This window comes from Streptomyces sp. NPDC004539 (genome assembly GCF_040610055.1).
Classification (GTDB): domain Bacteria; phylum Actinomycetota; class Actinomycetes; order Streptomycetales; family Streptomycetaceae; genus Streptomyces.
On record NZ_JBEXLS010000001.1, the window covers coordinates 761,667 to 787,814 of the forward strand.

24 protein-coding genes are annotated in these 26,148 nt (G+C 70.2%); 13 read left to right on the plus strand and 11 right to left on the minus strand.

Annotated elements, in window-relative coordinates; genetic code table 11:
• Window positions 1-83 precede the first annotated feature (83 nt).
• The 4 genes from ABZX85_RS03360 to ABZX85_RS03375 all read left to right on the plus strand — a co-directional run bounded on the left by ABZX85_RS03360 (window position 84) and on the right by ABZX85_RS03375 (window position 4,023).
• Entirely contained in the window at window positions 84-1,457 is a 1,374-nt protein-coding gene (locus tag ABZX85_RS03360) for an APC family permease (RefSeq protein WP_355862125.1), read from the plus strand.
• Window positions 1,458-1,852: 395 nt separating this feature from the next.
• Window positions 1,853-3,076: an exodeoxyribonuclease VII large subunit gene (xseA, locus tag ABZX85_RS03365; RefSeq protein WP_355862127.1), complete on the plus strand. Its 1,224-nt coding sequence runs from the start codon at window positions 1,853-1,855 to the stop codon at window positions 3,074-3,076.
• Window positions 3,077-3,081: 5 nt separating this feature from the next.
• Window positions 3,082-3,303 carry an exodeoxyribonuclease VII small subunit gene (locus ABZX85_RS03370; RefSeq protein WP_355862129.1) on the plus strand — a complete coding sequence of 74 codons (222 nt, stop codon included), beginning with the start codon at window positions 3,082-3,084 and terminating at the stop codon, window positions 3,301-3,303.
• Window positions 3,304-3,432: 129 nt separating this feature from the next.
• Window positions 3,433-4,023 (plus strand): malonic semialdehyde reductase, encoded by a 591-nt coding sequence (locus tag ABZX85_RS03375; RefSeq protein WP_355862131.1) that lies wholly within the window; start codon window positions 3,433-3,435, stop codon window positions 4,021-4,023.
• Window positions 4,024-4,109: 86 nt separating this feature from the next.
• On the opposite strand, the gene ABZX85_RS03380 is transcribed toward ABZX85_RS03375, so the two are convergent.
• Entirely contained in the window at window positions 4,110-4,637 is a 528-nt protein-coding gene (locus ABZX85_RS03380; RefSeq protein ID WP_355862133.1) for a DUF4245 domain-containing protein, read from the minus strand.
• A 132-nt stretch (window positions 4,638-4,769) separates the two neighbouring features.
• Between ABZX85_RS03380 and glpX the strand changes: the two genes are divergently transcribed.
• The gene (gene glpX / locus ABZX85_RS03385; RefSeq protein WP_355862135.1) at window positions 4,770-5,804 is read left to right on the plus strand and encodes a class II fructose-bisphosphatase; all 1,035 of its coding nucleotides are present in this window, start codon (window positions 4,770-4,772) and stop codon (window positions 5,802-5,804) included.
• Between the two features lie 81 nt (window positions 5,805-5,885).
• Here the strand turns inward: glpX and ABZX85_RS03390 are convergent, their stop codons facing one another.
• Window positions 5,886-6,257 carry a WhiB family transcriptional regulator gene (locus ABZX85_RS03390; RefSeq protein WP_355862137.1) on the minus strand — a complete coding sequence of 124 codons (372 nt, stop codon included), beginning with the start codon at window positions 6,255-6,257 and terminating at the stop codon, window positions 5,886-5,888.
• Window positions 6,258-6,385: 128 nt separating this feature from the next.
• Window positions 6,386-7,042, minus strand: a complete 657-nt coding sequence (locus ABZX85_RS03395) for a DUF1707 domain-containing protein (protein ID WP_355862139.1) — start codon at window positions 7,040-7,042, stop codon at window positions 6,386-6,388.
• Window positions 7,043-7,199: 157 nt separating this feature from the next.
• Here ABZX85_RS03395 and ABZX85_RS03400 point away from each other — a divergent pair, with 157 nt between their 5' ends.
• The 5 genes from ABZX85_RS03400 to ABZX85_RS03420 all read left to right on the plus strand — a co-directional run bounded on the left by ABZX85_RS03400 (window position 7,200) and on the right by ABZX85_RS03420 (window position 14,199).
• Window positions 7,200-8,882 carry a fumarate hydratase gene (locus ABZX85_RS03400; protein ID WP_355862141.1) on the plus strand — a complete coding sequence of 561 codons (1,683 nt, stop codon included), beginning with the start codon at window positions 7,200-7,202 and terminating at the stop codon, window positions 8,880-8,882.
• Window positions 8,883-9,080: 198 nt separating this feature from the next.
• Window positions 9,081-9,548 (plus strand): hypothetical protein, encoded by a 468-nt coding sequence (locus ABZX85_RS03405; RefSeq protein ID WP_355862142.1) that lies wholly within the window; start codon window positions 9,081-9,083, stop codon window positions 9,546-9,548.
• Between the two features lie 148 nt (window positions 9,549-9,696).
• Window positions 9,697-11,100 (plus strand): class II fumarate hydratase, encoded by a 1,404-nt coding sequence (locus tag ABZX85_RS03410; RefSeq protein WP_355862144.1) that lies wholly within the window; start codon window positions 9,697-9,699, stop codon window positions 11,098-11,100.
• Window positions 11,101-11,182: 82 nt separating this feature from the next.
• Window positions 11,183-11,875, plus strand: a complete 693-nt coding sequence (locus ABZX85_RS03415) for a DUF402 domain-containing protein (protein ID WP_355862146.1) — start codon at window positions 11,183-11,185, stop codon at window positions 11,873-11,875.
• A gap of 299 nt (window positions 11,876-12,174) precedes the next feature.
• Window positions 12,175-14,199, plus strand: a complete 2,025-nt coding sequence (locus ABZX85_RS03420; protein ID WP_355862148.1) for an ATP-binding SpoIIE family protein phosphatase — start codon at window positions 12,175-12,177, stop codon at window positions 14,197-14,199.
• Window positions 14,200-14,299: 100 nt separating this feature from the next.
• On the opposite strand, the gene ABZX85_RS03425 is transcribed toward ABZX85_RS03420, so the two are convergent.
• Window positions 14,300-16,744, minus strand: a complete 2,445-nt coding sequence (locus tag ABZX85_RS03425; protein ID WP_355862150.1) for a transglycosylase domain-containing protein — start codon at window positions 16,742-16,744, stop codon at window positions 14,300-14,302.
• Window positions 16,745-17,004: 260 nt separating this feature from the next.
• Between ABZX85_RS03425 and ABZX85_RS03430 the strand changes: the two genes are divergently transcribed.
• Window positions 17,005-17,919 (plus strand): SPFH domain-containing protein, encoded by a 915-nt coding sequence (locus tag ABZX85_RS03430; protein WP_355862332.1) that lies wholly within the window; start codon window positions 17,005-17,007, stop codon window positions 17,917-17,919.
• Entirely contained in the window at window positions 17,865-18,134 is a 270-nt protein-coding gene (locus ABZX85_RS03435) for a hypothetical protein (RefSeq protein WP_355862152.1), read from the plus strand. Before ABZX85_RS03430 ends, ABZX85_RS03435 begins: the two co-directional genes overlap by 55 nt.
• 22 nt (window positions 18,135-18,156) lie before the next feature.
• Here the strand turns inward: ABZX85_RS03435 and ABZX85_RS03440 are convergent, their stop codons facing one another.
• The 4 genes from ABZX85_RS03440 to ABZX85_RS03455 all read right to left on the minus strand — a co-directional run bounded on the left by ABZX85_RS03440 (window position 18,157) and on the right by ABZX85_RS03455 (window position 21,299).
• Window positions 18,157-19,356 carry a VanZ family protein gene (locus ABZX85_RS03440; RefSeq protein ID WP_355862154.1) on the minus strand — a complete coding sequence of 400 codons (1,200 nt, stop codon included), beginning with the start codon at window positions 19,354-19,356 and terminating at the stop codon, window positions 18,157-18,159.
• A 250-nt stretch (window positions 19,357-19,606) separates the two neighbouring features.
• Window positions 19,607-19,822, minus strand: coding sequence for a hypothetical protein (locus ABZX85_RS03445; RefSeq protein ID WP_355862156.1), 216 nt, complete (start codon window positions 19,820-19,822; stop codon window positions 19,607-19,609).
• A 386-nt stretch (window positions 19,823-20,208) separates the two neighbouring features.
• On the minus strand, window positions 20,209-20,742 hold the full coding sequence (locus ABZX85_RS03450; protein ID WP_355862158.1) for an alkyl hydroperoxide reductase: 534 nt from the start codon (window positions 20,740-20,742) through the stop codon (window positions 20,209-20,211).
• A 2-nt stretch (window positions 20,743-20,744) separates the two neighbouring features.
• Window positions 20,745-21,299 carry a peroxiredoxin gene (locus tag ABZX85_RS03455; protein ID WP_355862160.1) on the minus strand — a complete coding sequence of 185 codons (555 nt, stop codon included), beginning with the start codon at window positions 21,297-21,299 and terminating at the stop codon, window positions 20,745-20,747.
• Between the two features lie 103 nt (window positions 21,300-21,402).
• Here ABZX85_RS03455 and ABZX85_RS03460 point away from each other — a divergent pair, with 103 nt between their 5' ends.
• Window positions 21,403-22,341: a LysR substrate-binding domain-containing protein gene (locus ABZX85_RS03460; RefSeq protein ID WP_355862162.1), complete on the plus strand. Its 939-nt coding sequence runs from the start codon at window positions 21,403-21,405 to the stop codon at window positions 22,339-22,341.
• Between the two features lie 158 nt (window positions 22,342-22,499).
• Here ABZX85_RS03460 and ABZX85_RS03465 read toward each other — a convergent pair whose 3' ends face one another.
• The 3 genes from ABZX85_RS03465 to ABZX85_RS03475 are packed head-to-tail and all read right to left on the minus strand — an operon-like array spanning window position 22,500 to window position 26,100.
• Complete coding sequence (locus ABZX85_RS03465) at window positions 22,500-24,893, minus strand: ABC transporter permease (RefSeq protein WP_355862164.1); 2,394 nt, start codon at window positions 24,891-24,893, stop codon at window positions 22,500-22,502.
• Window positions 24,890-25,579 carry an ABC transporter ATP-binding protein gene (locus ABZX85_RS03470; RefSeq protein WP_355862166.1) on the minus strand — a complete coding sequence of 230 codons (690 nt, stop codon included), beginning with the start codon at window positions 25,577-25,579 and terminating at the stop codon, window positions 24,890-24,892. Before ABZX85_RS03470 ends, ABZX85_RS03465 begins: the two co-directional genes overlap by 4 nt.
• Window positions 25,576-26,100, minus strand: coding sequence for a PadR family transcriptional regulator (locus ABZX85_RS03475; RefSeq protein ID WP_355862168.1), 525 nt, complete (start codon window positions 26,098-26,100; stop codon window positions 25,576-25,578). Before ABZX85_RS03475 ends, ABZX85_RS03470 begins: the two co-directional genes overlap by 4 nt.
• Between the last annotated feature and the right edge of the window lie 48 nt (window positions 26,101-26,148).

Consider the following 26,148-nt stretch of genomic DNA (forward strand, 5'->3'; position numbering starts at 1 on the left):
CGTAAGGGTGCGCCCGAGGGGTCGAAGATCCCCGCTTCGGGGAGACTGGCGGCACGCTACGCGCGCGTGGGCGGAGGCAAGCGATGCAGGACACCTCTCAGGACACCTCCCGGGACGTCGGTACGACGGCGTTGCGACGTACTCTCGGCTTCCGTGACCTCGTCGTCTACGGGCTGCTGTTCATCGCACCGATGGCGCCGGTGGGGGTGTACGGGACCCTCGACGCGAAGTCGCACGGCGCCGTCGCCCTCGTGTACGTCGTCGCGACGGTCGCCATGGCGTTCACCGCGTTCAGTTACGCCCAGATGGTGCGCGTCGCTCCGCAGGCGGGCTCCGTGTTCGCCTACGCGCGCGTGGGGCTCGGGAAAGGGGCCGGGTTCGTCGCCGGGTGGATGGCGATGCTGGACTACGTCCTCATCCCGGCCGTCGCCTATCTGTTCTCCGGGATCGCGATGAACTCGCTCGTGCCGGAGGTGTCCCGGTGGGTGTGGACGGCTCTCGCGGTCGTGGTCACGACCCTGTTGAACCTCTGGGGCGTGCGGGCCGCCGCCCGCGTGGGGCTGCTCGTGCTGGCCATGGAGATCGTCGTCCTGCTGGTGTTCGTCGTGTCGGCCGTCGTCGTCCTCGCGCGGGACGGGGCCGAGCGGGGGTGGTTGTCGCCGTTCACCGGGGACGGGTCGCAGGGGGGCTTCGCGATGTCGGCCGTCCTCGGAGCGGTCTCGGTGGCGGTGCTGTCGTATCTCGGCTTCGACGCGATCGCCTCCTTCGCCGAGGAGGTCACGGGCGGGTCCGCCCGGGTCGCCCGCGCGCTGCTTTTCTGTCTCGCCCTCGCCGGGGTGCTGTTCATCGCCCAGACGTACCTCGTCGCCCTCCTGGAGCCCCTCTCCTCGGCCCAGCTCGCCGCGGAGCCCGCCCGGCAGGGGTCGGCCTTCTACGACGCCGTCGAGGCGTCCGTCGGGGGGTGGCTGCACGATCTCGTCGCCGTCAGCAAGGCGATCGGCGCGGCGTTCGCCGCGCTCGCGGGGCAGGCCGCCGCCGGGCGCCTCCTGTTCGCGATGTCGAGAGACGGCCGCCTCCCACGCGTGCTGTCGAAAACCTCCTCCGGCGTCCCCCGGATCGCCCTCCTCTGCTCCGCCACCGTCACCCTCGTCGCCGCCGTCTGGGCCGCCCGCCGCGACGACGGCATGGACCACCTGGTGTCGATCGTCGACGTCGGCGCACTCACGGCCTTCACCCTGCTCCACGCCAGCGTGATCGGCTGGTTCGTCGTCCGGCGCGCGGGCGGGGAGGTGAGCTGGTGGCGACACGCACTGCTTCCCCTGCTGGGGGCGGCGATCACTGTCGCGGTGATCGTGGAGGCGTCGGAGACGGCGTTGACGGTGGGGGCGGTGTGGTTGGTGGTGGGGTTGGGGGTGTTGGTGGTTCAGCGGGGGCGGGGGGTGGGTGGTGTGGGCTGAGGCGGGTGGGTGGTGTGCGGCCGGTGGGTGGCTGGGGGCGGGGGGCGCTTGCCCGCGCGTGCGGGGTGCCTCCCCCAAGCTCTCCGAGCAGGGGGGACCCCCAGCCCACCCGTGCCCTGGCGGCACGACTGCCCGCAGCTGGGCGCAGGAAGGAGAAGTGGGTGCGGGTGGGTGTGTTTCAGGGGCGCGGGGAACTGCGCGAGCAACCACGAGGGACCCGCAGCCGAACCGCCCGCACCAGCGTCGGTCGCTTGTCCGACGGCGTGAGCGGTCGTCGTCAGGGGCGCGGGGCTGTATCTGATCTGCGGCTCCGCCGCGTGGGCGCGAACGGCCACGACGGGCCCGCGGCCGAACGACCCGCCCCGTTGTCGGTGGTGGCCGATACTCTCGACCGCATGGCTGTGAACACGTCCGCGGAAGCTCCCCTGCCCGTCGGGGAGGTGTCGCGGCTCATCGGGAGTTGGATCGATCGGCTGGGGGCGGTGTGGGTGGAGGGGCAGATCACGCAGCTGTCCAGGAGGCCCGGCGCCGGGGTTGTTTTTCTGACGCTGAGGGACGCCTCGCATGACATCTCCGTCGGGGTCACCTGCTTTCGGCAGGTCTTCGACGCCGTCGCCGATGTCGTGGGAGAGGGCGCCAGAGTCGTCGTGCTGGCGAAGCCCGAGTGGTACGCGCCCCGGGGGCAGCTGTCGCTGAGGGCCACCGAGATCAGGCCGGTCGGCGTGGGCGAACTGCTCGTGCGGCTGGAGCAGTTGAAGAAGGCGCTGGCGAGCGAGGGGCTGTTCGCGGCGGAAAGGAAGCGGCGGCTGCCGTTCCTGCCGCAGCTCATCGGCCTGGTGTGCGGAAGGGCCTCGGCGGCGGAGCGGGACGTGCTGGAGAACGCACGGCACAGATGGCCGGCGGTGAGATTCGAGGTGCGCAACGTCGCCGTACAGGGCGTGCACGCGGTCACGCAGGTCGTCCAGGCCGTGAAGGAGCTGGACGAGATGGAGGAGGTCGACGTCATCGTCGTCGCCCGAGGGGGCGGCAGCGTCGAGGACCTCCTCCCGTTCTCGGACGAACAGCTGGTGCGGACGGTCGCGGCGTGCCGTACCCCGGTCGTCTCGGCGATCGGCCACGAACCGGACAACCCCCTCCTGGACCACGTCGCGGACCTGCGCGCCTCGACCCCCACGGACGCCGCGAAGAAGGTCGTCCCGGACGTCGGGGAGGAGCTGGAGCGCGTACGGATGCTGCGCGGCCGGGCCCGGCGATGCGTGGAGGGGCTCGTGGACCGCGAGGAGCGGGGGCTGGCGCACGCGCTCGCGAGGCCGTCGATACAGGACCCGCACCGGATGGTGGCCGAACGGGAGGACCACGTCGCGTCGCTCCTGGAGCGCTCGCGCCGCACCCTCGGCCACCAGCTGGACCGCGCGGACTCGGAGCTGTCGCACACGCACGCGCGCGTGGTCGCCCTCTCCCCCGCGGCGACGCTGAAGCGGGGCTACGCCGTCCTCCAGCGGTCCGACGGCCACGTGGTCCGCGACCCGGACGAGGTCGCGGCGGACGAGACACTGCGCGCCCGGGTCGCCCGGGGCGAGCTGACGGTACGGGTTGAGGAGCGGGGAACACAGGAATGACGGACATGACCGGCACGAAGGACGAGACCCTCGGCTACGAGCAGGCGAGGGACGAGTTGATCGACGTGGTGCGCCGCCTGGAGGCGGGCGGTACGACGCTGGAGGAGTCCCTCGCCCTGTGGGAGCGCGGCGAGGAGCTGGCGAAGGTGTGCCGCCGGTGGCTGGAGGGCGCGCGGGCACGGCTGGACGCGGCACTGGCGGAGGAGGGCGAGGAGGACGCCGACTGAGCCTGCGTCCTCCGGACCACTGAGCCCCCCGAGTGACTTTGTTGAACGTTGAACATAAATGGCGTACGGTCGTGCACGTCAACCGGTCCGGCGTCCCGGATCGGGACGTGCACCTAAGGAAAGCCACGCATGTCTCTCGTTCTCGACCCCACCGCCCAGGACCTGCTGTTCCGCGAGGCCCACACCGCGAACGCCTTCACGGACGAGCCCGTGACCGACGAGCAGGTCCAGGCGATCTACGACCTGGTCAAGTTCGGCCCCACGGCGTTCAACCAGACGCCCCTGCGCATCACCCTGGTCCGCTCCCCCGAGGCCCGCGAGCGCCTCGTGAAGCACATGGCCGAGGGCAACCAGGCCAAGACGTCGACGGCCCCGCTGGTCGCGATCCTCTCCGCGGACAACGAGTTCCACCAGGAGCTGCCGACCCTGTTCCCGGCGTTCCCGCAGGCCAAGGACGTCTTCTTCGCCGAGCGCCCGGCCCGTGAGGGCTCCGCGAAGGTCAACGCCGCCCTCCAGGCCGCGTACTTCATCATCGGCGTGCGCGCGGCGGGCCTCGCGGCCGGCCCGATGACCGGCGTCGACTTCGAGGGCGTCCGCAAGGAGTTCCTCGACGACGACCACACCCCGCTGATGGTCGTCAACATCGGCCGCCCGGCCGAGGGCGCCTCGCACCCGCGCTCCCCGCGCCTCGCCTACGACGACGTCGTCACGACCGTCTGAGCGGCGCCGTACGGCCGCTGAGAGCCGTACGGCACAGAGAAGCCCCCCGGGAGCACCGGGGGGCTTCTTCGTGTGCGAGGGGGCGCTCAGGGGGTCTTGAGGGCACGGGCCATCTCGGCGAGGCGGTCGAAGGAGGCGGTGCCGGCGACGACGGTGGTGGAGCCGTCGGCGCCGTTCAGGACGAGCGCGTCGTACCGGCCGCCGGTCCAGCGGGTCCACTTCGCGCCGCCGATCTCGTCGGTGACGTCCGTCGCGGTCGAGCCCTGGCTCGCGTCGTCCACGAACTTGTCGCGCTTCTCCGACGCGGACTGCTCGACCTGGACGTACTGCCCGTCGGGCGCGCGGAAGCCGAGGTGCCAGGCGTCGGAGTCCGCGCCGTCGAACCGTACGGACGTCGCCTTCCAGGTCTCCGGCAGCCCCACGGGCGCGGAGATCGGGTACGACGCCGCGCGGCGGGCCGTCGCCAGCTCGACCGTGTAGTCGACGCGCTTGAGGTCGGGCTCCCCGTCGTCGTGCGGGATGAAGAGGTAGATGACGAATGCCGCCGCCACGATGAGCCCCAGGGAGAGGATCATGTCCCGGGCCGACTTCTGCTTGCCGTTCGAACCTGCCACGCCCCCTATCGTCGCAGGTGCCCCCCGCGCTCATCCGTGGGGTCCCCTGCTCATTTTTTCGTACTGGAGTTAGAGTCAGGAGTCAGACTCCCCGCCCCGGCCGTCGTCGTATCGGTCAGAAAGGTGCGCCCCGTGTCCGAGCACCATCACTTGCCGTCCGAGCTCGATGTCCCCTCCGAGGCCCCCGACCGCAACCTCGCACTCGAACTCGTCCGGGTGACCGAAGCCGCCGCGATGGCCGCGGGCCGGTGGGTCGGGCGCGGCGACAAGAACGGCGCCGACGGCGCCGCGGTGCGCGCGATGCGGACGCTCGTGTCGACCGTCTCGATGAACGGCGTGGTCGTCATCGGGGAGGGCGAGAAGGACGAGGCTCCGATGCTGTTCAACGGGGAGCGCGTCGGCGACGGCACCGGGCCCGAGGTCGACATCGCCGTCGACCCGATCGACGGGACGACGCTCACGGCGAAGGGCATGCCGAACGCGATCGCCGTGCTGGCCGCGACCGAGCGGGGGGCGATGTTCGACCCGTCCGCCGTGTTCTACATGGACAAGCTGGTCACCGGGCCCGAGGCGGCCGAGTTCGTCGACATCAACGCGCCCGTCGAGGTCAACATCCGGCGGGTCGCCAAGGCGAAGCGGGGCACCCCGGAGGACGTCACCGTCGTCATCCTGGACCGGCCGCGGCACGCCGGGATCATCAAGGAGGTCCGGCAGGCGGGGGCGCGGATCAAGCTGATCTCCGACGGGGACGTCGCCGGGTCGATCCTCGCGCTGCGGGAGGGCACCGGGATCGACCTGCTGCTCGGGGTCGGGGGGACGCCCGAGGGGATCATCTCGGCCTGCGCCGTGAAGTGCCTCGGGGGTGTCATCCAGGGGAAGCTGTGGCCCAAGGACGACGCGGAGCGGCAGCGGGCGCTCGACGCCGGGCACGATCTGGACCGGGTGCTGACGACCGAGGACCTCGTCAAGGGCGAGAACGTGTTCTTCGTCGCCACCGGGATCACGGACGGGGAGCTGCTGCGGGGCGTGCGGTACCGCTCGGAGACGGCGACCACCGACTCGATCGTCATGCGCTCCAAGTCGGGGACGGTCCGGCGGATCGACTCGGAGCACCGGCTGCGCAAGCTGCGGGCGTACAGCGCGGTGGACTTCGACCGCGCGAAGTAGCGCCACCGGCGGCAAGCGGCCCCACCGGCAACTGGAGAGGGCGTCCCTGCGGGGACGCCCTCTTTCCCGCGCCGGGAGTCTTCAGCCCGCCTGCGCGACCCGCGTGTCCGTCGCCCTCGCCGTCTTCTTCAGCTCCAGTTCCCGGCGGCGCCGGCGCGCGAGCACCACGCGGCGTTCCGCGGCGGTCAGGCCGCCCCAGACGCCGTAGGGCTCGGGCTGGAGGAGTGCGTGCTCGCGGCACTGGACCATGACCGGACAGCGGGCACAGACGCGTTTGGCGGCCTCCTCGCGGGAGAGGCGGGCCGCGGTGGGCTCCTTCGAGGGGGCGAAGAACAGTCCCGCCTCGTCGCGCCGGCACACCGCCTCGGTGTGCCAGGGGGCGTCTTGGTCCCGCACTGGCACCCGCTGGGCCGGAACGGCAGCTACCAGGGACGAATGCGGCGGTTGCAGCACGGTCTACTCCTGACGACGGCTTCGCGAGCGAGAGACGATTGCGAGAGGCGATGCAGCAAGCCCTACCCGCTGTACGCGTACCTATGCACTGAGTTCCGAACCGCGGGTTTCACATCCCTTCACAGGCGTCAACGGTCCAGATGCTTGTGCAAACTCCGGTCGACCTTGCGCTGAACCCGATCGAGAATGTCCGCGACGAGGCGCCCGCGTCTCGGTCTGCCCTCGATGCTGCCGAGCACCGCCCAGCCGTCCAGATAGACCACCGGGGCCTCCGGATCGCCCGCGTCGAGCGTGTCGACCTCGAAGCTGCCGAGGACACCGCCGCCGTTGCCCCGCAGCGAGACGTTCTCCGGGACGCGGACCTCGACGCTGCCGAAGACCGCGTACGCCTTGATGACGACCTGCTGGTACTCGAAGAGCGCCTCGCTGAGGTCGATCTCCACGCTGCCGAAGACCGCGTACGCGTGGATACGGCGGCCCGCGCGCCAGCGGCCTCGCCGGCCGGCCGCGCTGAAGACGGCGACGATGTTGTCGTCCGGGTCGGCCGGGAGGGCGGCCTGCGACGGGTGGGACGGTGCCGTCGGCCGCCCGGGGTGGGCGGCGGGGAGGTCCCTGACGAAGACCTCCAGTTCGCCGACCGTCTTCGCGGCGAGCACACCCTCGACGCGCTCGGCGTGCTCGTCAGCCGTGAGGCGGCCTTCCGCCAGGGCGTCGCGGAGGATGTCGGCGACGCGGTCGCGGTCGGCGTCCGACGCGCGCAGATCGGTCTGCTTCTGAAGGTCCACGACAGCAGCGTACCCAAACACGATAGATCGCGACACCCCTCCGGAATTTTCATTATCATCGAACTAAGCCTTGCCTCACCAGGGCGCTGTCGGTGGCAGGTTCTAGTCTGGAGAGCGCTTGCCAATGGAGGCCGGCCGCTGACCCGTCAAGTGAGGAATGGGCTCGATGCCTGAGTTCGCGTACACCGATCTGCTGCCCCTGGGAGAGGACACCACGCCCTACCGGCTGGTGACCTCCGAAGGCGTCTCCACCGTCGAGGGGCCGGACGGGCGGACGTTCCTCAAGGTCGAGCCCGAGGCGCTGCGCGCGCTCGCCGCGGAGGCGATCCACGACATCCAGCACTACCTGCGCCCCGCGCACCTCGCGCAGCTGCGCCGGATCGTCGACGACCCGGAGGCGTCCTCCAACGACAAGTTCGTCGCCCTCGACCTGCTGAAGAACGCGAACATCGCGGCGGCGGGCGTCCTGCCGATGTGCCAGGACACCGGCACGGCGATCGTCATGGGCAAGCGCGGGCAGAACGTCCTCACCGAAGGTGAGGACGAGAAGGCCCTCTCGCACGGCATCTACGACGCCTACCTGAACCTGAACCTGCGCTACTCGCAGATGGCTCCGCTCACGATGTGGGAGGAGAAGAACACCGGCTCCAACCTCCCGGCGCAGATCGAGCTGTACGCCACCGACGGCGGGGCCTACAAGTTCCTCTTCATGGCCAAGGGCGGCGGCTCCGCGAACAAGTCGTTCCTGTACCAGGAGACCAAGGCCGTCCTGAACGAAGCCTCCATGATGAAGTTCCTGGAGCAGAAGATCCGTTCGCTCGGCACGGCCGCCTGTCCGCCGTACCACCTCGCGATCGTCGTCGGCGGGACGTCCGCCGAGTACGCCCTGAAGACCGCGAAGTACGCCTCCGCGCACTACCTCGACGAGGCCCCCGCCGAGGGCTCCGCGCTCGGGCACGGCTTCCGGGACAAGGAGCTGGAGGAGAAGGTCTTCGAGCTGACGCAGAAGATCGGCATCGGCGCCCAGTTCGGCGGCAAGTACTTCTGCCACGACGTCCGGGTCATCCGCCTCCCCCGGCACGGCGCGTCCTGCCCCGTCGCCATCGCCGTCTCCTGCTCCGCCGACCGGCAGGCCGTCGCGAAGATCACCGCCGAGGGCGTGTTCCTGGAGCAGCTGGAGACCGACCCGGCGAGGTTCCTGCCGGAGACGACGGACGAGCACCTCTCCTCCGGTGAGGAGGACGTCGTCCGCATCGATCTCAACCAGCCGATGGAGACGATCCTCGCGGAGCTGACGCGGTACCCGGTGAAGACCCGCCTCTCCCTCTCCGGGCCTCTCGTCGTCGCCCGGGACATCGCCCACGCGAAGATCAAGGAGCGGCTCGACGCGGGTGAGGAGATGCCGCAGTACCTGAAGGACCACCCGGTGTACTACGCGGGCCCGGCGAAGACGCCCGAGGGGTACGCCTCCGGTTCCTTCGGCCCCACCACGGCCGGCCGGATGGACTCCTACGTCGAGCAGTTCCAGGCGGCCGGCGGCTCCAAGGTGATGCTCGCCAAGGGCAACCGCTCCCAGCAGGTCACCGACGCCTGCGACACCCACGGCGGCTTCTACCTCGGCTCCATCGGCGGCCCCGCCGCCCGCCTCGCCCAGGACTGCATCAAGAAGGTCGAGGTCGTCGAGTACGAGGAGCTCGGCATGGAGGCCGTCTGGAAGATCGAGGTCGAGGACTTCCCCGCCTTCATCGTCGTCGACGACAAGGGCAACGACTTCTTCCAGGACCCGGCCCCGGCCCCGACGTTCACCACGATCCCGGTACGCGGCCCGGGGCTCGTGTGATCCCCCCGGCTCCCCCGACTTCCCGCCGGGCGAGGTGACTTCGCGCCAACTTGGCCGCGTGGTGCGACGTCACCTCCACGGGCACACCCCTTCTCGTCCGGGACATGCCACAGTGAAACCGATGCCCGTAGTTCCGCGCATCGGTTTCGCTCGACACTCGAAGCTCGACACAAGAACTCGACACACGAAGGAGTGGTCGTGTCCCGTCGACTCAAGGTCTCGGTGGCGCTCGCCGCAGGAACGCTGGCGATGACCGGCGCACTGTCCGGCAGTGCCAGTGCCGTCCCGTCCCACAGCGCCAACTACCCCCTCTTCAGCTACGAGGGCAGCTACCCCGGGAACACCCCGTGCAGCGGCAGCTACAGCCTGGTCCGCCAGACCAGCGCCGTCGTCAGCGGTCGCACCATCGCGCTGAAGTATTTCTACGCGGGCGGCTGCGGCTCGTTCGCCCGGATCGAGAACGCGCCCCAGGGCTGTTACGCCTGGCTCGACCGTACGTCGTACGTCCCCAGCGGTACGCCGACCAGCTGGGACTGGGTGCGTGAGAGCGTCGACCCGGGGATCGACTACGCGTACACGCAGATCGGCAACAACCTCAACGGCCGGCTCTCGCGGGCCGCGCTGGTCTGCGGTACGACCGTCTACGCCAGGACCGCCTGGTACTGACCCGCCTCGGCACGGAGCGGCCCACGTGGACGGCGGAGCGCGGTGTGCCGCCGTTCACGTGCCGTGCGGACCGCGCGAGACGTGAATCACATGACCCGTGCGAGTGGTCATCCGGAACATCCGCGCCGCTCCGTTCGCTGTACAGGACATGAGCGACGTACAGGACACCGCCGGTTACCGCATCGAGCACGACTCCATGGGCGAGGTCAGGGTTCCCGCGCACGCGAAGTGGCGGGCGCAGACGCAGCGGGCCGTGGAGAACTTCCCGGTGTCCGGGCAGCGGATCGAGCGGGCGCACATCGAGGCGCTGGCCCGGATCAAGGGCGCGGCGGCGAAGGTGAACGCCGAGCTGAAGGTGCTGGACCAGGACATCGCGGCGGCGATCCAGGAGGCGGCCGAGGAGGTCGCGGCCGGGAAGTGGGACGACCAGTTCCCGGTGGACGTGTTCCAGACGGGCTCGGGGACGTCGTCCAACATGAACACCAACGAGGTGATCGCGACCCTGGCGAGCGAGCGCCTCGGGCGGGATGTGCACCCCAACGACCATGTGAACGCCTCGCAGTCGTCGAACGACGTCTTCCCCTCGTCGATCCACATCGCGGCGACGGCCGCCGTCACCCACGACCTGATCCCGGCCCTGGAGCACCTCGCGGCATCCCTGACCCGCAAGTCCCAGGAGTTCGCGGACGTCGTCAAGTCGGGGCGCACACACCTGATGGACGCGACCCCGGTCACGCTGGGACAGGAGTTCGGAGGGTACGCCGCACAGGTCACGTACGGCGTCGAACGGCTCCGCGCGTCCCTCCCCCGCCTCGCCGAACTCCCCCTCGGCGGCACGGCGGTGGGCACCGGCATCAACACCCCGCCCGGCTTCTCCGCGGCCGTCATCGCGGAGGTCGCCCGCGCCACCGGCCTGCCGCTGACGGAGGCCCGCGACCACTTCGAGGCGCAGGGCGCGCGGGACGGCGTGGTCGAGACGAGCGGCCAGCTCCGGACGATCGCGGTCGGCCTGACGAAGATCGCCAACGACCTGCGCTGGATGTCGTCGGGCCCGCGCACGGGCCTCGCCGAGATCTCCCTGCCCGACCTCCAGCCGGGCTCCTCGATCATGCCGGGCAAGGTCAACCCGGTGATCCCGGAGGCCGTGCTGATGGTCGCCGCGCAGGTCACGGGCAACGACGTGACGGTCGCGACGGCGGGCGCGGCCGGCAACTTCGAGCTGAACGTGATGCTCCCGGTGATCGCGAAGAACGTCCTGGAGTCGATCCGCCTGCTGGCGAACGTCTCCCGGCTGCTCGCCGACCGCACGGTCGACGGCGTCGTCGCGCACCGCGAACGCGCCCGCGAGTACGCCGAGTCGTCCCCGTCGGTGGTGACCCCGCTGAACAAGTACATCGGGTACGAGGAGGCCGCGAAGGTCGCCAAGAAGGCCCTCGCCGAGCGGAAGACGATCCGGCAGGTCGTCGTCGAGGGCGGGTACGTCGAGCGGGGCGATCTGACGGTCGAACAGCTCGACGAGGCCCTGGATGTCCTGCGGATGACACACCCGTAACCAGCGGTGACGCAGATTTAAGATCACGAGAACCATGACCGAAGCCACAGCGCTGGATGGCCTGAGCACCTAATATCTGGCCATGAGAGACGACGGAGCGGTGAGCGGCGTGGGTGGTGGGTCGGAGATCGTCCGCTGGGCGCCGGGCAGTCGCGTCCTGTGGCGCTACCGGGAGAACGGCGGCCCCGGCATCCACATCGCCCGTCCCGTCACCGTCGTCCGGGACGACGCGGATCTCCTCGCGGTGTGGCTCGCGCCGGGCACGGAGTGTGTGAAACCCCGTATGGCGGACGGCACATCGGTGCACGAGGAGCCGCTGGAGACCCGCTACACGAAGCCGCACACCGTACATCGCGAACGCTGGTTCGGGACGGGCGTGCTGAAGCTGGCGCGGCCCGGTGAACCATGGTCGGTGTGGCTGTTCTGGGAACCGGGCTGGCAGTTCAAGAACTGGTACGTCAATCTGGAGGAGCCGCTGGCCCGTTGGGCGGGCGGGGTGGACTCGGAGGACCATTTCCTGGACATCTGTGTGCACCCGGACCGGAGTTGGGACTGGCTTGATGAGGACGAGTTCGCACAGGCACAGCGGGTCGGGCTGATGGACGCCGCGGTGGCCGGGCGAGTGCGGTCGGCGGGGTGGGCCGCGGTGGAGGTGATCCGCGCCTGGGGCCCGCCGTTCGCGGACGGCTGGGAGAACTGGCGTCCCGATCCGTCCTGGAACGTCCCGGTCCTGCCGCAGGACTGGGACCGTACCCCCGTGCATGCCTCACCATGAGACCCTTGATGCGCCCCGGGACGGCAACCGTAGGATCGTCGTCCGGAAGGGCAGTGCGGCAGTAACTCCCGGAGCAGACACCAGGTCTGACCGAACGTCACCGAGGGGCGGCAGGACGTGAGCGAGGGGTACGAGGGCAACACCGGTACGGGCGGCGGCCAGTCGTCCCCCGGGGAGTCGAAAACAGCCTCCGGTCACACCGGCCTCCCGTTCCGGGGACACGTATTCCGGGTATCGGGTTTTCTGCGGGACCGACTGCGCGTACGGCGCGCAGCCCCGGACGGACGGATTCGACACGCGTGACGGAGCACCCGACCTCCTTCGAACGCCCTCAGGGCGTCGACCCCGCGGACCCCCGCGGGGCGCTCCTGCGTTCCCCGGTGCACGCACCAGGCACCGCGGCACTGGAGACACCGCCGTTCGACACGGGCGGCGACAGCACAGGCGACATGGGCAAGGACCCCGAGCACTCGCAGCCGGCGTCCGCGGAACAGGGCGCCCACCGCCCCCGCCCCGCGCCGGAGGGCATCCCCGTGCAGCCGGGCGGCGAGGCGCCGCAGGAGCGGCGCCAGGGCTCGGGCCTGCCGCCGGGGCAGCCGACGCCGATGCGGCGCGACGGCGACCGGCTGCGGTTCGTCGGCGCGGCCACCCGGCGCATCGCGCGCGGCATCGACCTCGACGAGATCGTGATGGGGCTGTGCCGGGCGACCGTGCCGACCTTCTCCGACGCGATCCTCGTCTATCTGCGCGATCCGCTGCCGGTCGGCGACGAACGGCCCACCGGTCCGCTCGTGCTGCGGCTGCGCCGGACCGACCGGATTCCCGAGGAGCAGGACTCCGAGGCGGGGTTCATCATCCCGGCGCCGCTGCCCGAGCCGTCCGAGATCTCCGAACTGTCGTCCGCGATCGCCGAGTTGTGCGAGGTGCGGCAGGGCGGGGCGCTCGCGGAGGTGCTGCGCGGGGTGCGGCCGGTGTTCGCGGACGCGCCCGCCGCCCGGGCGGCGCTGCCGGAACTCCTCGGCGAGGAGAGCCAGTTGATCGTACCCGGCGGGCAGCGCGCGATCCTCGCGCCGCTGCGCGGCCGGCGCCGGGTGATCGGGGCGACGGTCTTCATCCGGCGCGCCGACCGCTTCCCGTTCGAGCCGGACGACCTCCTCGTCGCCGCCCAGCTGGCCACGCACAGCGCGCTCGGCATCGACAAGGCCGTCCTGTACGGCCGCGAGGCGTACATCGCGGACGAGTTGCAGCGCACGATGCTGCCCGACCACCTCCCCCGCCCGACGGGCGTCCGGCTCGCCTCCCGCTACCTCCCGGCGGCCGAGACGGCGCGCGTCGGCGGCGACTGGTACGACGCGATCCCGCTGCCCGGCAGCCGGGTCGCCCTCGTCGTCGGCGACGTCATGGGCCACTCCATGACGTCCGCCGCGATCATGGGCCAGCTCCGGACGACGGCCCAGACGCTGGCCGGGCTCGACCTGCCGCCGCAGGAGGTCCTGCACCACCTCGACGAGCAGGCCCAGCGGCTCGGCCAGGACCGCATGGCGACCTGCCTCTACGCGGTGTACGACCCGGTCTCGCACCGCATCACCGTCGCCAACGCCGGTCATCCGCCGCCCGTGCTGCTGCATCTCGGCGGGCGGGCCGAGGTCCTCAAGGTGCCGCCGAACGCCCCGATCGGGGTCGGGGGCGTCGACTTCGAGGCCGTCGAACTGGACGCGCCCGCCGGCGGCACGCTCCTGCTGTACACGGACGGGCTCGTCGAGTCCCGGCTGCGGGACGTCTGGACCGGGATAGAGGCGCTGCGCGAGAAGCTCGCCGCGACCGCGCAGTTGACCGGCCCGGACCATCCGCCGCCGCTGGAGGCGCTGTGCGACGAGGTGCTCGACATGCTCGGTCCGGGCGACCGGGACGACGACATCGCGCTGCTCGCCGCCCGGTTCGAGGGGATCGCGCCCAGTGACGTCGCGTACTGGTTCCTGGAACCGGAGGACGCGGCGCCCGGCCGTGCCCGCCGCCTCGCCCGACGGGCCCTGGCCCGCTGGGGACTCGAGGAGCTCAGCGACTCCGTCGAGCTGCTGGTCAGCGAGGTCGTCACCAACGCCGTGCGGTACGCCTCCCGGCCGGTGACCCTGCGGCTGCTGCGCACGGACGTCCTGCGCTGCGAAGTCGGGGACGACGTACCGCAGTTGCCGCGGCTGCGGCAGGCGCGGGCGACGGACGAGGGCGGGCGGGGCCTGTACCTCGTCAACAAGCTGGCCCGGCGCTGGGGTGCGACGCGGCTCAGCACCGGCAAGGTCGTCTGGTTCGAGCTGAACCGGAGCTGAGTTCCTGTCCGTTCAGGGCACGGGAACGTGAAGAGGCGCCCGGTACCGGGAAGGTACCGGGCGCCTCTTCGTGCTCCGCCGGCGTCCGTCTACCGGCTGTCTACTGGCTGTCTCCAGGGTCGAACGGGTTCCCTCCGGTGCTCCCCACGGTGTCCCCGCCCGTCGGGGTCGGTGACGGGGAGTTGCTCGGGGTCGGCGACGGGCTCGGGGAGTTCGTCGGCGTCGGGGTCGGGGTCGGCGACGGGCTCGGAGAGTTGCTCGGCTTCGGGGACGGGCTCGGCGAGCTGGTGGGCGACGGGTTCGCGGTCGGGCTCGGGGTGGGGCTCGCCGTCGGCTGGACGGCCGCGCCCTGCGTGGTGTCCAGGTCGAACTTGGAGACCTTCGTGGAGACGCCGAACGTGTACTCGGCCCAGATCTGCGCCGGGTAGCCACCGCCGTTGATCCGGCCCTTGCCGGGGATGAGGCCGGTCGCGCCGGTCAGGGTGACCTGGGGGTGCGGGGCCTTCGCGGACTCGCCGAAGAGGCCGACGGACGTCACCAGGTCGGGCGTGTAGGCGGTGAACCAGGCCGACTTGTTGTCGTCCGAGGTGCCCGTCTTGCCGGCCACCTTCTGGCCGTTGCGCTTGTCGTTGTCGCGGACGGACGTCTTGGCCGTACCGTCGTCGACCACGCCGGTCAGCACCGAGGTGACCGTGTCGGCGGCCTCGCGGGAGATGACCTCCTCGCCGATCGGGTTCGGCTTGATCGTCATCGTGGAGGACTCGGCCTCCTCGATGATCGCCGGGGTGACCTTCTTGCCGTGGTTGTCGAGCGTGGCGTAGACACCGGCCATCTGGAGGGGGCTCGCGCCCATCGTGCCGAGGGTCTGCGCGGGGACGGCCTTGAGGTCGGCGGTGTCCATGCCGAGGGCCTTGGCCGTCTCCATCACCTTGTCCATGCCGACGTCCACACCGAGCTGGGCGAACACCGAGTTGATGGACTTGTTCATCGCCGTCTGGACGGTGACCGGGCCGTAGTCCTGGTCGTCCTCGTTCTCCGGGGCGAAGCCGATCGCGCTGCCGACGACCGGGCGCTTGCTGGTGCCGTCGTACATCGAGTTCACGCTGATCGTGTCGCCGTCCTGGTTCTTCGCGTCGTGCGCGAGGGCGGCGGCGAGGATGACCGGCTTGAAGGTGGAGGCCGGCTGGTAGTCGGTGCGGGTCGCGTTGTTGAGGTAGTGCTCCAGGTAGTCCGTGCCGCCGTACATCGCGACGACCTTGCCGGTCTTCGGGTCGACGGAGACGGCGCCGGCCTGGACGTCGCCGTCCACGGAGCGCTTCTTCTTGTCGAGCTTGCTGGTGAGCTGGTCCTTGACGGCGGCTTCGAGGGCCGCCTGCTTCTTCTTGTCGATGTTGAGGGTGATGGTCCAGCCGCCCCGGTCGACGAGGGCGTCGGCCTCGGACCTGGTGGCGGCCCGGCCGCTGGCGACGAGCTGGCGGGCGAGTTCCTTGTTGGCCGCGTCGACGAGGTAGCCGACCTGGCCCTTCTTGCCGGCGGCGGGCTTGGGGTCGAGCGGGATCGGGAACTTCATGGCGTCCCGCTCGGTCTTGTCCAGCCACTTCTGGCCGACCATGTTGTCCAGGACGTAGTTCCAGCGGGCCTGGACGAGCTTCTTGCCGGTCGGGGTGGCCGCCGCCCAGTCGTACTGGCTGGGGGCCTGGAGGAGGGCGGCGAGGTAGGCGCCCTGTTCGACGGTGAGCCGGTCGGCGTCGACGCGGTAGTACGCCTGGGCGGCGGCCTGGATGCCGTACGCGCCACGGCCGTAGTAGCTCGTGTTGATGTACCCGGCCAGGATGTAGTCCTTGGACTTCTGGCGGTCCAGCTTCAGGGAGATGACGATCTCCTGGAGCTTGCGGGTGACCGTCTGTTCCTGGGTGAGGTAGTAGTTCTTGACGTACTGCTGGGTGATGGTCGAACCGCCCTGCGCGCCGCGCCCGGCGACCGTGTTGAGGATGCCTCGGGCGGTGCCCTTCAGGTCGACGCCGGAGTCGTTGTAGAAGGTCTTGTTCTCGGCGGCGACGAACGTGCGCTGCACGGGCTTGGGGATCTTGGAGAGGGCGACGTTCTCGCGGTTGAGGTCGCCGTCGCGGGCGAGGACCGTGCCGTCGCTGTAGCGGATGACGTTGCTCTGCTTGAGGGCGTCGGCGTTCCCCGTGGGGATGTCGATCATCATGTACGCGGCGATGAAGGCGCCGATGGCGAGGAGGCAGGCGCCGAGGAACGTCCCCAGGACCTTCTTCCAGGTGAACATCCTGCGCAGGAGGCTGCGGCCGTCCTTCTTACCCTTTTTCTTACCGCGCGCTTGCGCCTGCGCCGCTCGCCGGGCCGCGGCCCGGCCGCCGGGTATCGGGCCCGGGTCGGCGCTCGCCTCGGCGGGCGGTTCGGTCAGTGTCGGCGCCGCGCCGGAGGCCCGGGAGTCGGCGGCGGGTTCCTGCGCCGAGCGGTCCCTGGGCGCGGCGCGGCGGCCACCGCGCTGTCGCGCACGTCTGTCGTCCGCTCGTCCCATGAGTCCGCTCGCTCCGCTTCCTTCTCAGCAGTCAGCTCAGAAAACTAACATCGCTCTCTATGACAAAGGTCCGCCGATGCGGACTCTTACGGGCGTGAGAATCAGCACCCGGGCACAACGGGCCCCAGGGGTACACCGGTTCCACCCCAATGTTTCGACGCTTCCGAACGGCTTCAGGTTGCCGCGGGCCGAAAAAGTGATATCACTTAGCTAGACCAACGCTAGTGACCTCGGGGGGACGACCCATGACTGAAACGAACATGACGGACAATTCGCTCACGCCGGTGGAGGAGCTCATCGAGGAGTTCCCGGCGCACAGCGTCGGCGGCGGGCTCGCCCTGCTGCTCGGGCTCCTCGGGACGTTCGGCGGCATCGGGGCGGCGGTCTCCGCGGCGGCCGTGACGTCCGTCGCCGGGAAGGCCGTCCTCATCACGGGCGGCATCCTCGTCTCGATCACCGCGCTCTTCTTCCTCTGCGGGCTCAACATGATCGCGCCGGGTGAGGCCAGGGTCGTCCAGCTCTTCGGGCGCTACCGGGGGACCCTGCGGGACGACGGCCTGCGCTGGGTCAACCCCCTGACCTCCCGCACGAAGCTCTCCACCCGGGTCCGCAACCACGAGACGCCGGTCCTGAAGGTGAACGACGCGTACGGCAACCCGATCGAGCTGGCCGCCGTGATCGTGTGGCGCGTCCAGGACACCGCGCAGGCCACCTTCGAGGTCGACAACTACCTGGAGTTCGTCGCGACCCAGACCGAGGCCGCCGTCCGCCACATCGCCATCGAGTACCCGTACGACGCCCACGACGAGGACGGCCTCTCGCTGCGCGGCAACGCCGAGGAGATCACCGAGAAGCTGGCCGTCGAACTGCGCGACCGGGTGCGGACCGCCGGTGTCCAGATCATCGAGTCACGCTTCACGCATCTCGCGTACGCTCCTGAGATCGCCTCCGCGATGCTTCAGCGGCAGCAGGCGGGCGCGGTCGTCGCGGCGCGGCGGCAGATCGTCGACGGGGCGGTGGGCATGGTGGAAGCGGCCCTCGCGCGCATCACGGAACAGGACATCGTGGAACTCGACAACGAGCGCAAGGCGGCGATGGTGTCCAATCTGATGGTCGTCCTGTGCGGCGACCGCGCCCCGCAGCCGGTCCTCAACACCGGAACCCTCTACTCGTGACCCCCACCCCCGGCGACCGCCGCCCGCAGCGCAAGCAAGTCCTGCTGCGGCTCGACCCCGCCGTCTACGACGCCCTCGCCCGCTGGGCCGGCGACGAACTCCGCTCCGCCAACGCACAGATCGAGTTCCTGCTGCGGAAGGCGTTGCAGGAGGCGGGGAGGTTGCCGGGGGGGACGGGGCCGCTGCCGCGCCGGGGACGCCCGCCGTCCACCTGATGCCGTACGGCGTCGAGTCGCCCTACGGCTGCACGACTTGCCCGGTGTCTGGGACCTCGTCCGCGCTCGGACTGTGGACGCTGCCGTCGGTCGCGTCCACGACCGCGGAGAGCAGTGTGCCGCCGTCGCGTGCGGAGAGCCGCCAGTGGACCCGCCAGCGGCCGTCCCTGCGCTCCGCCAGCAGGACCGGCTCCGTCCGCTCCCCCTCGCCGGCCGCGAGCCCGTGCGCCGTCTCGAACCTCTCCCACGCCTCCCGCTCGCCGATCCGGGACTCCGGAAGCCGTGGGTCCTCGATGTGCCGCGCGATGAGGTCGATCATCCGGCCCGACGGTTCTATCGCGATGTTCAGCCGCATCGGCATGAGGACGTCGCCGCTCCGGCGACGCCACTCCACCATCCAGCCGATGCCGACCGTCTCGTCGATGGCCCGCACACTGACCTTCGATCCCGGCAGGGCCCAGGGCGCGTAGCTCGCGGCGTACTCCTCGGCGACCTTCTTCGCGTCCTGCGCGGTGCCGACCCTGCGGCTCACCCCGGGGATCTCGTAGGCGTGCACCCCCTCGCCGTGCGAGCTGGGGGTGAAGTGCGCGGTGAACTGCTCCCGGTCGGGCCATGAGATCTCGGCGTACCCTCCACCGGCCAGCGGCATCGACACGACCGCCGTCCCGTCTCCGTGGTCGAAGTAGAGGGCGCCCTTCACCTCGGGGGCCGCCCGGAAAGCCTTGCCGAGCGCGTCGTCGAGCGCACGCGCCTGTTCTGCGGTCGCCGCGGGGATCTCCGACGGCTGGAACACCTTCGTGGGCTCGATGAGCGTCACCCAGGCGGCGACGACAAGCGCGGCCACCGAAGCGCCGACGAACCCGGCACGCCGTACGAAGCCCCGGGACAGTGCCTTCCCCTTCCCCACCCGACGGTCGATCAACGCGCCGACAGCCGCCCCGGCCAGAGCGCCCGCCACGTTCGCCACCAGATCGTCGGTGTCGCACAGGCGGCTGATGAAAGGCACCGTCGCCTGCGCGGTCTCCACCACAGCCGTGAACACGACGCCCGAAGCGACAGCCGGCAGAACCCTGCGAGTCGCCAGCACGGCGAACAGCCCGAAAGGCACGAACAACAGGACATTGAGCTGCCCCTGCGTACTGGCGAACGCCGCCGTCACATCCGGATTGACCGCGCACTCGTACGTCAATACCCCACTGCCCGACCACGAGGTGAGCACCACGGGCCCAACCGTCGCCCCTCCCCACAGCCCATAGAAAACGGCCCGCACCCTCCCCACACGACGAACAGCAACAAAATAAACACCAAACCCCGCCACCAGGGTTACCGATATAGCCAAGGCCAGAAAAACCAAATGCCCTTGGAAGACGGCTTCGATCAAGGTATATCCCAATTCCAAAGCGCGAGGCGCTTCACCGGCTGAAAGTTCCAGGACTCACCAGCCAGGAAAACGCCTCGCGCGAGCGACCAGGTCAGCAGGGATCTGCCGGGGGCGTGATGTAGGTAGTACCGCCGCTGGTCACGAGCTTCCCGTAGAAGGCGGAGCAACTGGCGCCCACGGTCCAGGTTCGCTCGTAGTGGAAGGGCGCGCTGGACATGTTGATGAACCCGGAGTAGACACTGCTTCCGGAACGCTCGTAACCGAGCCTGGCGGAAAGGCTGTTCCCGCCCGTACGGTAGTAGTTCACCGTGACATAGTTTCCGGCGGCCTGGGTTCTCACGCTGAGTACACCGTTCGAAAGACTGGTACAGCGGTCCCACTGGGTAATACGGCCATCGCTGGGGCAGGAAGTGGCACCGGCCGCGGAAGCGGGTACGGCATTGAGGCCGATTACCGCGAAAGCCGCGACTCCGATGACTGTGGCTCGTAAACCTGACTGCATGACGCGGACCTCATTCTTCGGGAACGAGTAAATGATCATGTACGCGTCGCAACGTATCACGAGTCTCACGGGAGGTGACCGTCAGGTTTTCGCCCATGATCATCGATGCCGAAAATCGACGATCGACGTCTGAAAAGGTTGACGGCCCCGGTCGGCGGGGCCGAGTGGGGCCGTCAGGCGAGAAGGGGAAGTCAGTCCTTCAGGATTTCCTCCGCCTCCAGTGTCACCCCCACCGCCTGGATCACCGAGGCGATCTTGAACGCCTCCTGGATGACCTCGCGGTCGACTCCCGCCTTGCGCAACACCTGTTCGTGGGAGTCGAGACACGCCCCGCACGCGTTGATCGCCGACACCGCGAACGACCACAGCTCGAAGTCGACCTTCTCGACGCCGGGGTTGGCGAGGATGTTCATGCGGAGGCCGGCGCGGAGGTTGTTGTAGTCGGGGTCGGAGAGGAGGTGGCGGGTGCGGTAGAAGACGTTGTTCATGGCCATGACGGAGGCGGCTGTCTTGGCGGCCTTGTAAGCCTCCGGGGTCAGCATCTCCCTTGCGTCCGGCGCCAGTTCGCGTAGGACGATCGGGGAGCGGGAGGCGATGGCGGTTGCGAGGACCGTGCCCCACAGCTGCTGAGGCGTGAGGTCGGAGTTGGTGACGACCGAACTCAGGTTGAGGCGGAGGTCCTTGGCGTAGTCCGGTATCGCGGACTTGAGGGTGTCGAGGGACATAGTCACTCACCCGCCAGGAGCCGCGCCGCGTCGAGCGTGGACTCGCCCTTGGTCCAGTTGCAGGGGCACAACTCGTCGGTCTGGAGGGCGTCCAGCACGCGCAGCACCTCCTTGGGGTTGCGGCCGACGGAGCCGGCGGTGACCATCGTGAACTGGATCTCCCGATTCGGGTCGACGATGAAGACCGCGCGCTGGGCGAACCCGTCCTCCCCCTCGATGCCGAGATCCCGCATCAGCTCGTGCCGCGAGTCCGCCAGCATCGGGAACGGCAGGTCACGCAGGTCGTCGTGGTCCTTGCGCCAGGCGTGGTGGACGAACTCGGAGTCCCCGGAGAAGCCGAGGACCTGCGCGTCACGGTCGGCGAACTCCTCGTTCAGCTTGCCGAACGCGGCGATCTCGGTGGGGCAGACGAAGGTGAAGTCCTTGGGCCACGCGAACACCACGAGCCATTTGCCTTCGTATGTTTTGTGGTGGATCGTCTCGAACTCCTTGCCCTTCTCCAGCGAGACACAGGCCGTCAGTTCGAACTCGGGGAACTTGTCACCGACAGTGAGCACGAGCGCTCCTCGTATCAGGGGTTGGACGAGGCAGATGCTTGCACAAGGTGCATTGATTGCGGAAATAGCTATTATCGGACCTCCTGATGGGAGGCGGCTGTCGATGACCGTGAGTAACGTCGGGGCCAAGAGGCGCCAGCCCAGTCTGGCCCAGCTACGGGCGTTCGCGGCGGTCGCGGAGCACCTGCACTTCCGGGACGCCGCGGCGGCGATCGGCATGAGCCAGCCCGCGCTCTCCGGGGCGGTCGCCGCGCTGGAGGAGACCCTGGAGATGACGCTCCTGGAGCGGACGACGCGCAGGGTGCTCCTCTCCCCGGCGGGCGAGCGGATCGCCGTTCGCGCCAGGGCCGTCCTCGCGGAGGTCGGTTCCCTGCTGGAGGAGGCGGAGGCCGTCCGCGCGCCCTTCACCGGCACGCTGCGGCTCGGCGTCATCCCGACGGCCGCGCCGTACCTCCTGCCGACGGTCATCGGCCTGGTCCACGACCGCTACCCCGCCCTGGACCTCCAGGTCCACGAGGAGCTGACGGCCGGCCTCCTCGACGGCCTCGCGACGGGCCGCCTCGACCTCCTCCTGCTGGCGGTCCCCCTCGGCGTCCCCGGCGTGACCGAACTCCCCCTGTTCGACGAGGACTTCGTCCTGGTCACCCCGCTGGACCACCCCCTCGGCGGCCGACAGGACGTCCCCCGCGAGCGGTTGCGGGAGGTCACCCTCCTGCTCCTCGACGAGGGCCACTGCCTGCGGGACCAGGCTCTCGACGTCTGCCGCGAGGCGGGCCGCGCCGACACCCCGGTCACCACGACCGCCGCGGGCCTCTCCACCCTCGTCCAGCTCGTCGCCGGCGGCCTCGGCTGCACGCTCCTGCCGGCCACCGCCGTCACGGTCGAGACCGCCCGCAACCCCCGCCTGCGCACCTCCACGTTCGCCGCGCCCGCGCCCGCCCGCCGCATCGCCCTCGCGGCGAGACGCGGTGCGGCGAGGGCGGCGGAGTACGGGGAGTTGGCGACGGCGCTGCGACCGCTGCCGGTGCGGACACTCGACTGACGTGCCACAAAAGGAAGTCACGCAAAAGGGAGTCGCACAAAAGGGAGTCGGGCGGGCAGGCCCCCACGGCCCACCCGCCCGAGAGCGGCCCTGCTTCCCCACGCCGCTCCGCACCGGCCCCTGCGGCTCCCCCAAGTCGCCCGCAGGACCCCGGAGTTCTACTCCGTCCGCAGCCCGTCCGGCTTCAGCAGCTTCAGCAGCGGCGGCAGACTCAGCAGCGTCACCAGCAGGACGACCCCCGCCGCGATCCCGGTCATCGTGAACACCCCGGACCAGTCGATCCGGACGCTCTCGCCGGTCATGCCCAGCAGGATCGCCCCGAGGGCGATGCCGATACCGGTCGCGAGGACCAGACCGAGGCCGATCGGGACGGCCGTCTGCCACAGCACGGACAGCGAGAGCGTCCGCCGCCGAGTGCCGAAGGCGACCAGCGCGGAGAGCAACTTCCGCCGCTCACGCAGCTGTTCGAGCTGCGAGACGAGGAGGCTCGCGCCGATCAGACCGAGCACACAGGTCGCGCCGACCAGCAGACCCGTACGGATCTTCGCGTAGTCCTCGTTCGTCCGGGTCTCGTTCCACATCATCGGCTCGTTCCCCGGGTCGAGCCGGGCCGCCGTGTTCCGGACCAGTTCGGGCGCGTCGGCCACGGACCGGTCGAGGCTGATGAAGACACTGCCGTACGCGGTCTTCTCCATCCCCTTCGGCAGGGCCTTCGGCGTCATCAGCACCCCGAAGTGCCGGTCCCCCCTGAGGTCGTCGATCGCGCGGGCGGTCTTGATGCCGGCCGGCACGGTCCACGTCGACAGGCCGGGCTTCTGCGGGTCCAGCCCGTAGTGGATGACCGTACCGGTCTTCAGCAGGCCCATGTCGTCGCCGGTGCCGCTTCCGTCCGGCTGCCGCGAGACCGTGTCGGACTCGTAGCCCTCACCGCCTCCGGGCACCCGGAAGACGTCCCCGTCCGCGCAGGACGGCAGCGCGGCCACATCCCGCAGGCTCACACAGTCACCGATCGTGACCTGGACGTAACGCCCGCTGCCGTCCTCGGACTTGAAGTAGGTCTCGTCCCCGATGTACGCCGTGGCGTTCGCGGTGGCCCGCTCCACCCCGGCGGTCTTCTCGAACTCGGTCTTGTACGCGGCCATCCGGTCGTACGACGACACCGATACCTGCATGGACGCACGCCGGGTGTCCTGACCGGTCTTCTCGGTGTAGTCGCCCCCGATACCGGCGAACAGCATCTGGAGGGCGATCGCCCCGGCGACGGCGACGGCCACCCCGTTGACCATCCGGGCCGCCGTACCGCTGCTCAACTGGAGCCGCCGTACCGCCAGTTGCCACGACACCCCGCCGGAGCCGAGCCGGGCGACGGTCGTCTCGACGAGCCACGGCAGCAGCGCGGTGACACCGATGAGCAGCAGGACGACACCGGCGACGACGAGGTACTCGTTGAAGGTGCCGCCGCTGCGCCCCTGCCCGATCATCGGGTAGAGCAGCCCGGCCCCGGCGACCGGCAGCAGCAGCCGCCACCACAGCCGGCGCCGTGAGGGACGCGCGGTGCGCACCACGCCCAGCGGTTCGATGACGACACCGCGCAGGGTGAGCAGCGTGACCCCGACGGCCGCGGCCGGGACCGCGACGATCACGAGCAGGGCGAGGAGCGGCGAGGGCTTCAGGTCGCCGGGCAGCACGCTGATCCCCGCCAGCTCGACCTGCCCGGCGAGCTGACGGCCGATCAGGAAGAACGCGGCGCCGAACACGAGCCCGAGGAGCGCCCCCGCGAGCGCCTCGCCGGCCGCGATCCGCCGCGTCATCAGCCCGTCCGAGCCGACCAGCCTGAGCGCCGCGAGCCGCTTGTCCCGCCGCTCGCCACCGATCCGTACGGCCGCCGAGACGAACACCCCGACGGGCATCAGCAGGACGACGATCACGATGACCGTGAGCAGCACGAGGACCGGATCGGGTGCCTGGGGATCGGCCTTCTGAGTCCGCCCGAGCCGCTCGAAGCGCATGACCTCGCCGCCGTCGAACTTCTTGTCGAGGCCGGCGACGGTCGCGTAGTACGACAACTCCTGGGCGCCGACGATCCCTTGGTCCCCGATGGTCCCGACGACCTCGTACGGCAGCCGCTCGCGCAGCAGCTTCCCGGAGTCGGAGGCGAGGAGTTCCTTCAGCTTCGGCGAGACGACCATGCCGCCCGCCTTCGGGTACTCCTTCACGCCGGGCGGCAGCGGAGCGCGCGGCCCCTCCGGCTCGATCAGCCGCCCCCGTACCGACACGTCGTGGTACGTGGTGTCGGTGCGGACGAGCAGGAACGTGTCGTCGGACCTCTTCGGCGCGGTCTCGGAGTCGTAGGACCAGTCCGAGCGGGCGTCCTCGCGGGCGTCCCGCGCGTTGAGCGCGCTCGGCACCGCCGCCGTGAGCAGCAGCAGCGCCACCCCGAGCCCCACCCCGACGGCCGTCAGCAGCGCCCGCGACCACCCCTCGCGTCCCCCGGCGAACGCGAACCGCGTCCCCATGACGAGGTCCCGGCTCCACGATCTGGCCTTGCTCATACGACGCGCTCCATGTCCCGCGACTTCCCGTCGCGTACGACGATCTCGCGGTCGGAGTAGGCGGCGACGCGGGCTTCGTGGGTGACGAGGACGACGGCGGCGCCGGTCGTGCGGGCGGCCTCGGTCAGCAGCTCCATCACGCGCTCGCCGTTCAGGGAGTCCAGCGCGCCGGTCGGCTCGTCGGCGAACAGGACCCGCGGGCTGGTCACCAACGACCGTGCCACGGCGACGCGTTGGCCCTGGCCGCCGGAGATCTCGCCGGGGCGCTTACGGCCCAGGTCGTCGACTTCGAGGCGTTCCATCCAGCCGAGGGCGGTCTTCTCGGCGGCCTTGCGGGAGGTGCCGTTCAGGCGCAGCGGCAGGGCGACGTTCTCGACGCAGGTCAGTTCGGGCACCAACTGGCCGAACTGGAAGACGAATCCGAACTCCGAGCGGCGCAGGGCGCTGCGCTGGGCGTCGTTCATCGTGGCCATCTCGCGGCCGTCGTACAGGATCGAGCCCGAGTCGGGGGTGACGATCCCGGCGAGGCAGTGCAGGAGCGTCGACTTGCCGGAGCCGGAGGGGCCCATCACCGCGACGACCTCGCCGGGGTGGATGGAGAACTCGGCGCCGTCCAGGGCGAGCGTCGGGCCGTACGCCTTGCGGAGGTTGTCGGCGGTCAGGAGGGAGCCGGCGGGGGCGGTCATCGGGCCACCACCTCGCGGAGCTTCTCCAGTCGGGCGGCGGTGAGTTCGAGCCAGCGCAGGTCGGCCTCCAGGTGGAACAGGGCGTGGTCGCAGATGAGTTGGTCCGCGAGGTCGCCCTTGCGCTTGCGGTCGGTGAGGATGCGCATGCTGCGCAGGTGCTCGGAGCGCTGCGTGTCGAGGATGTCCCCCGCGTCGCGCCCGGTCAGCAGCGCCAGCACGACCTTCGTGTACAGCGCGGACTGGAGGTACGGTTCCGGCTTCTCCGGCGTCGCGAGCCAGCGTTCGACGTCCGTGACGCCGGCGCCGGTGATCGCGTACCGCTTGCGCTCCGGGCCGTCGCCGGCCTCGACGCCGTCGACCTCGACGAGGCCGTTCTTCAGCAGCCTCGACATCGTCGAGTAGACCTGGCCGTAGTGCAGCGGCCGGTCGTGACCGAACTTCTCGTCGAAGGCCCGCTTGAGGTCGTAACCGTGGCGAGGCCCGGACTCCAGGAGTCCCAGGAGGGTGTGACCGATGGACATGGGGAGGACTGTACATGCGGTGTATACGCCGCGTGTATACGCGGGGTG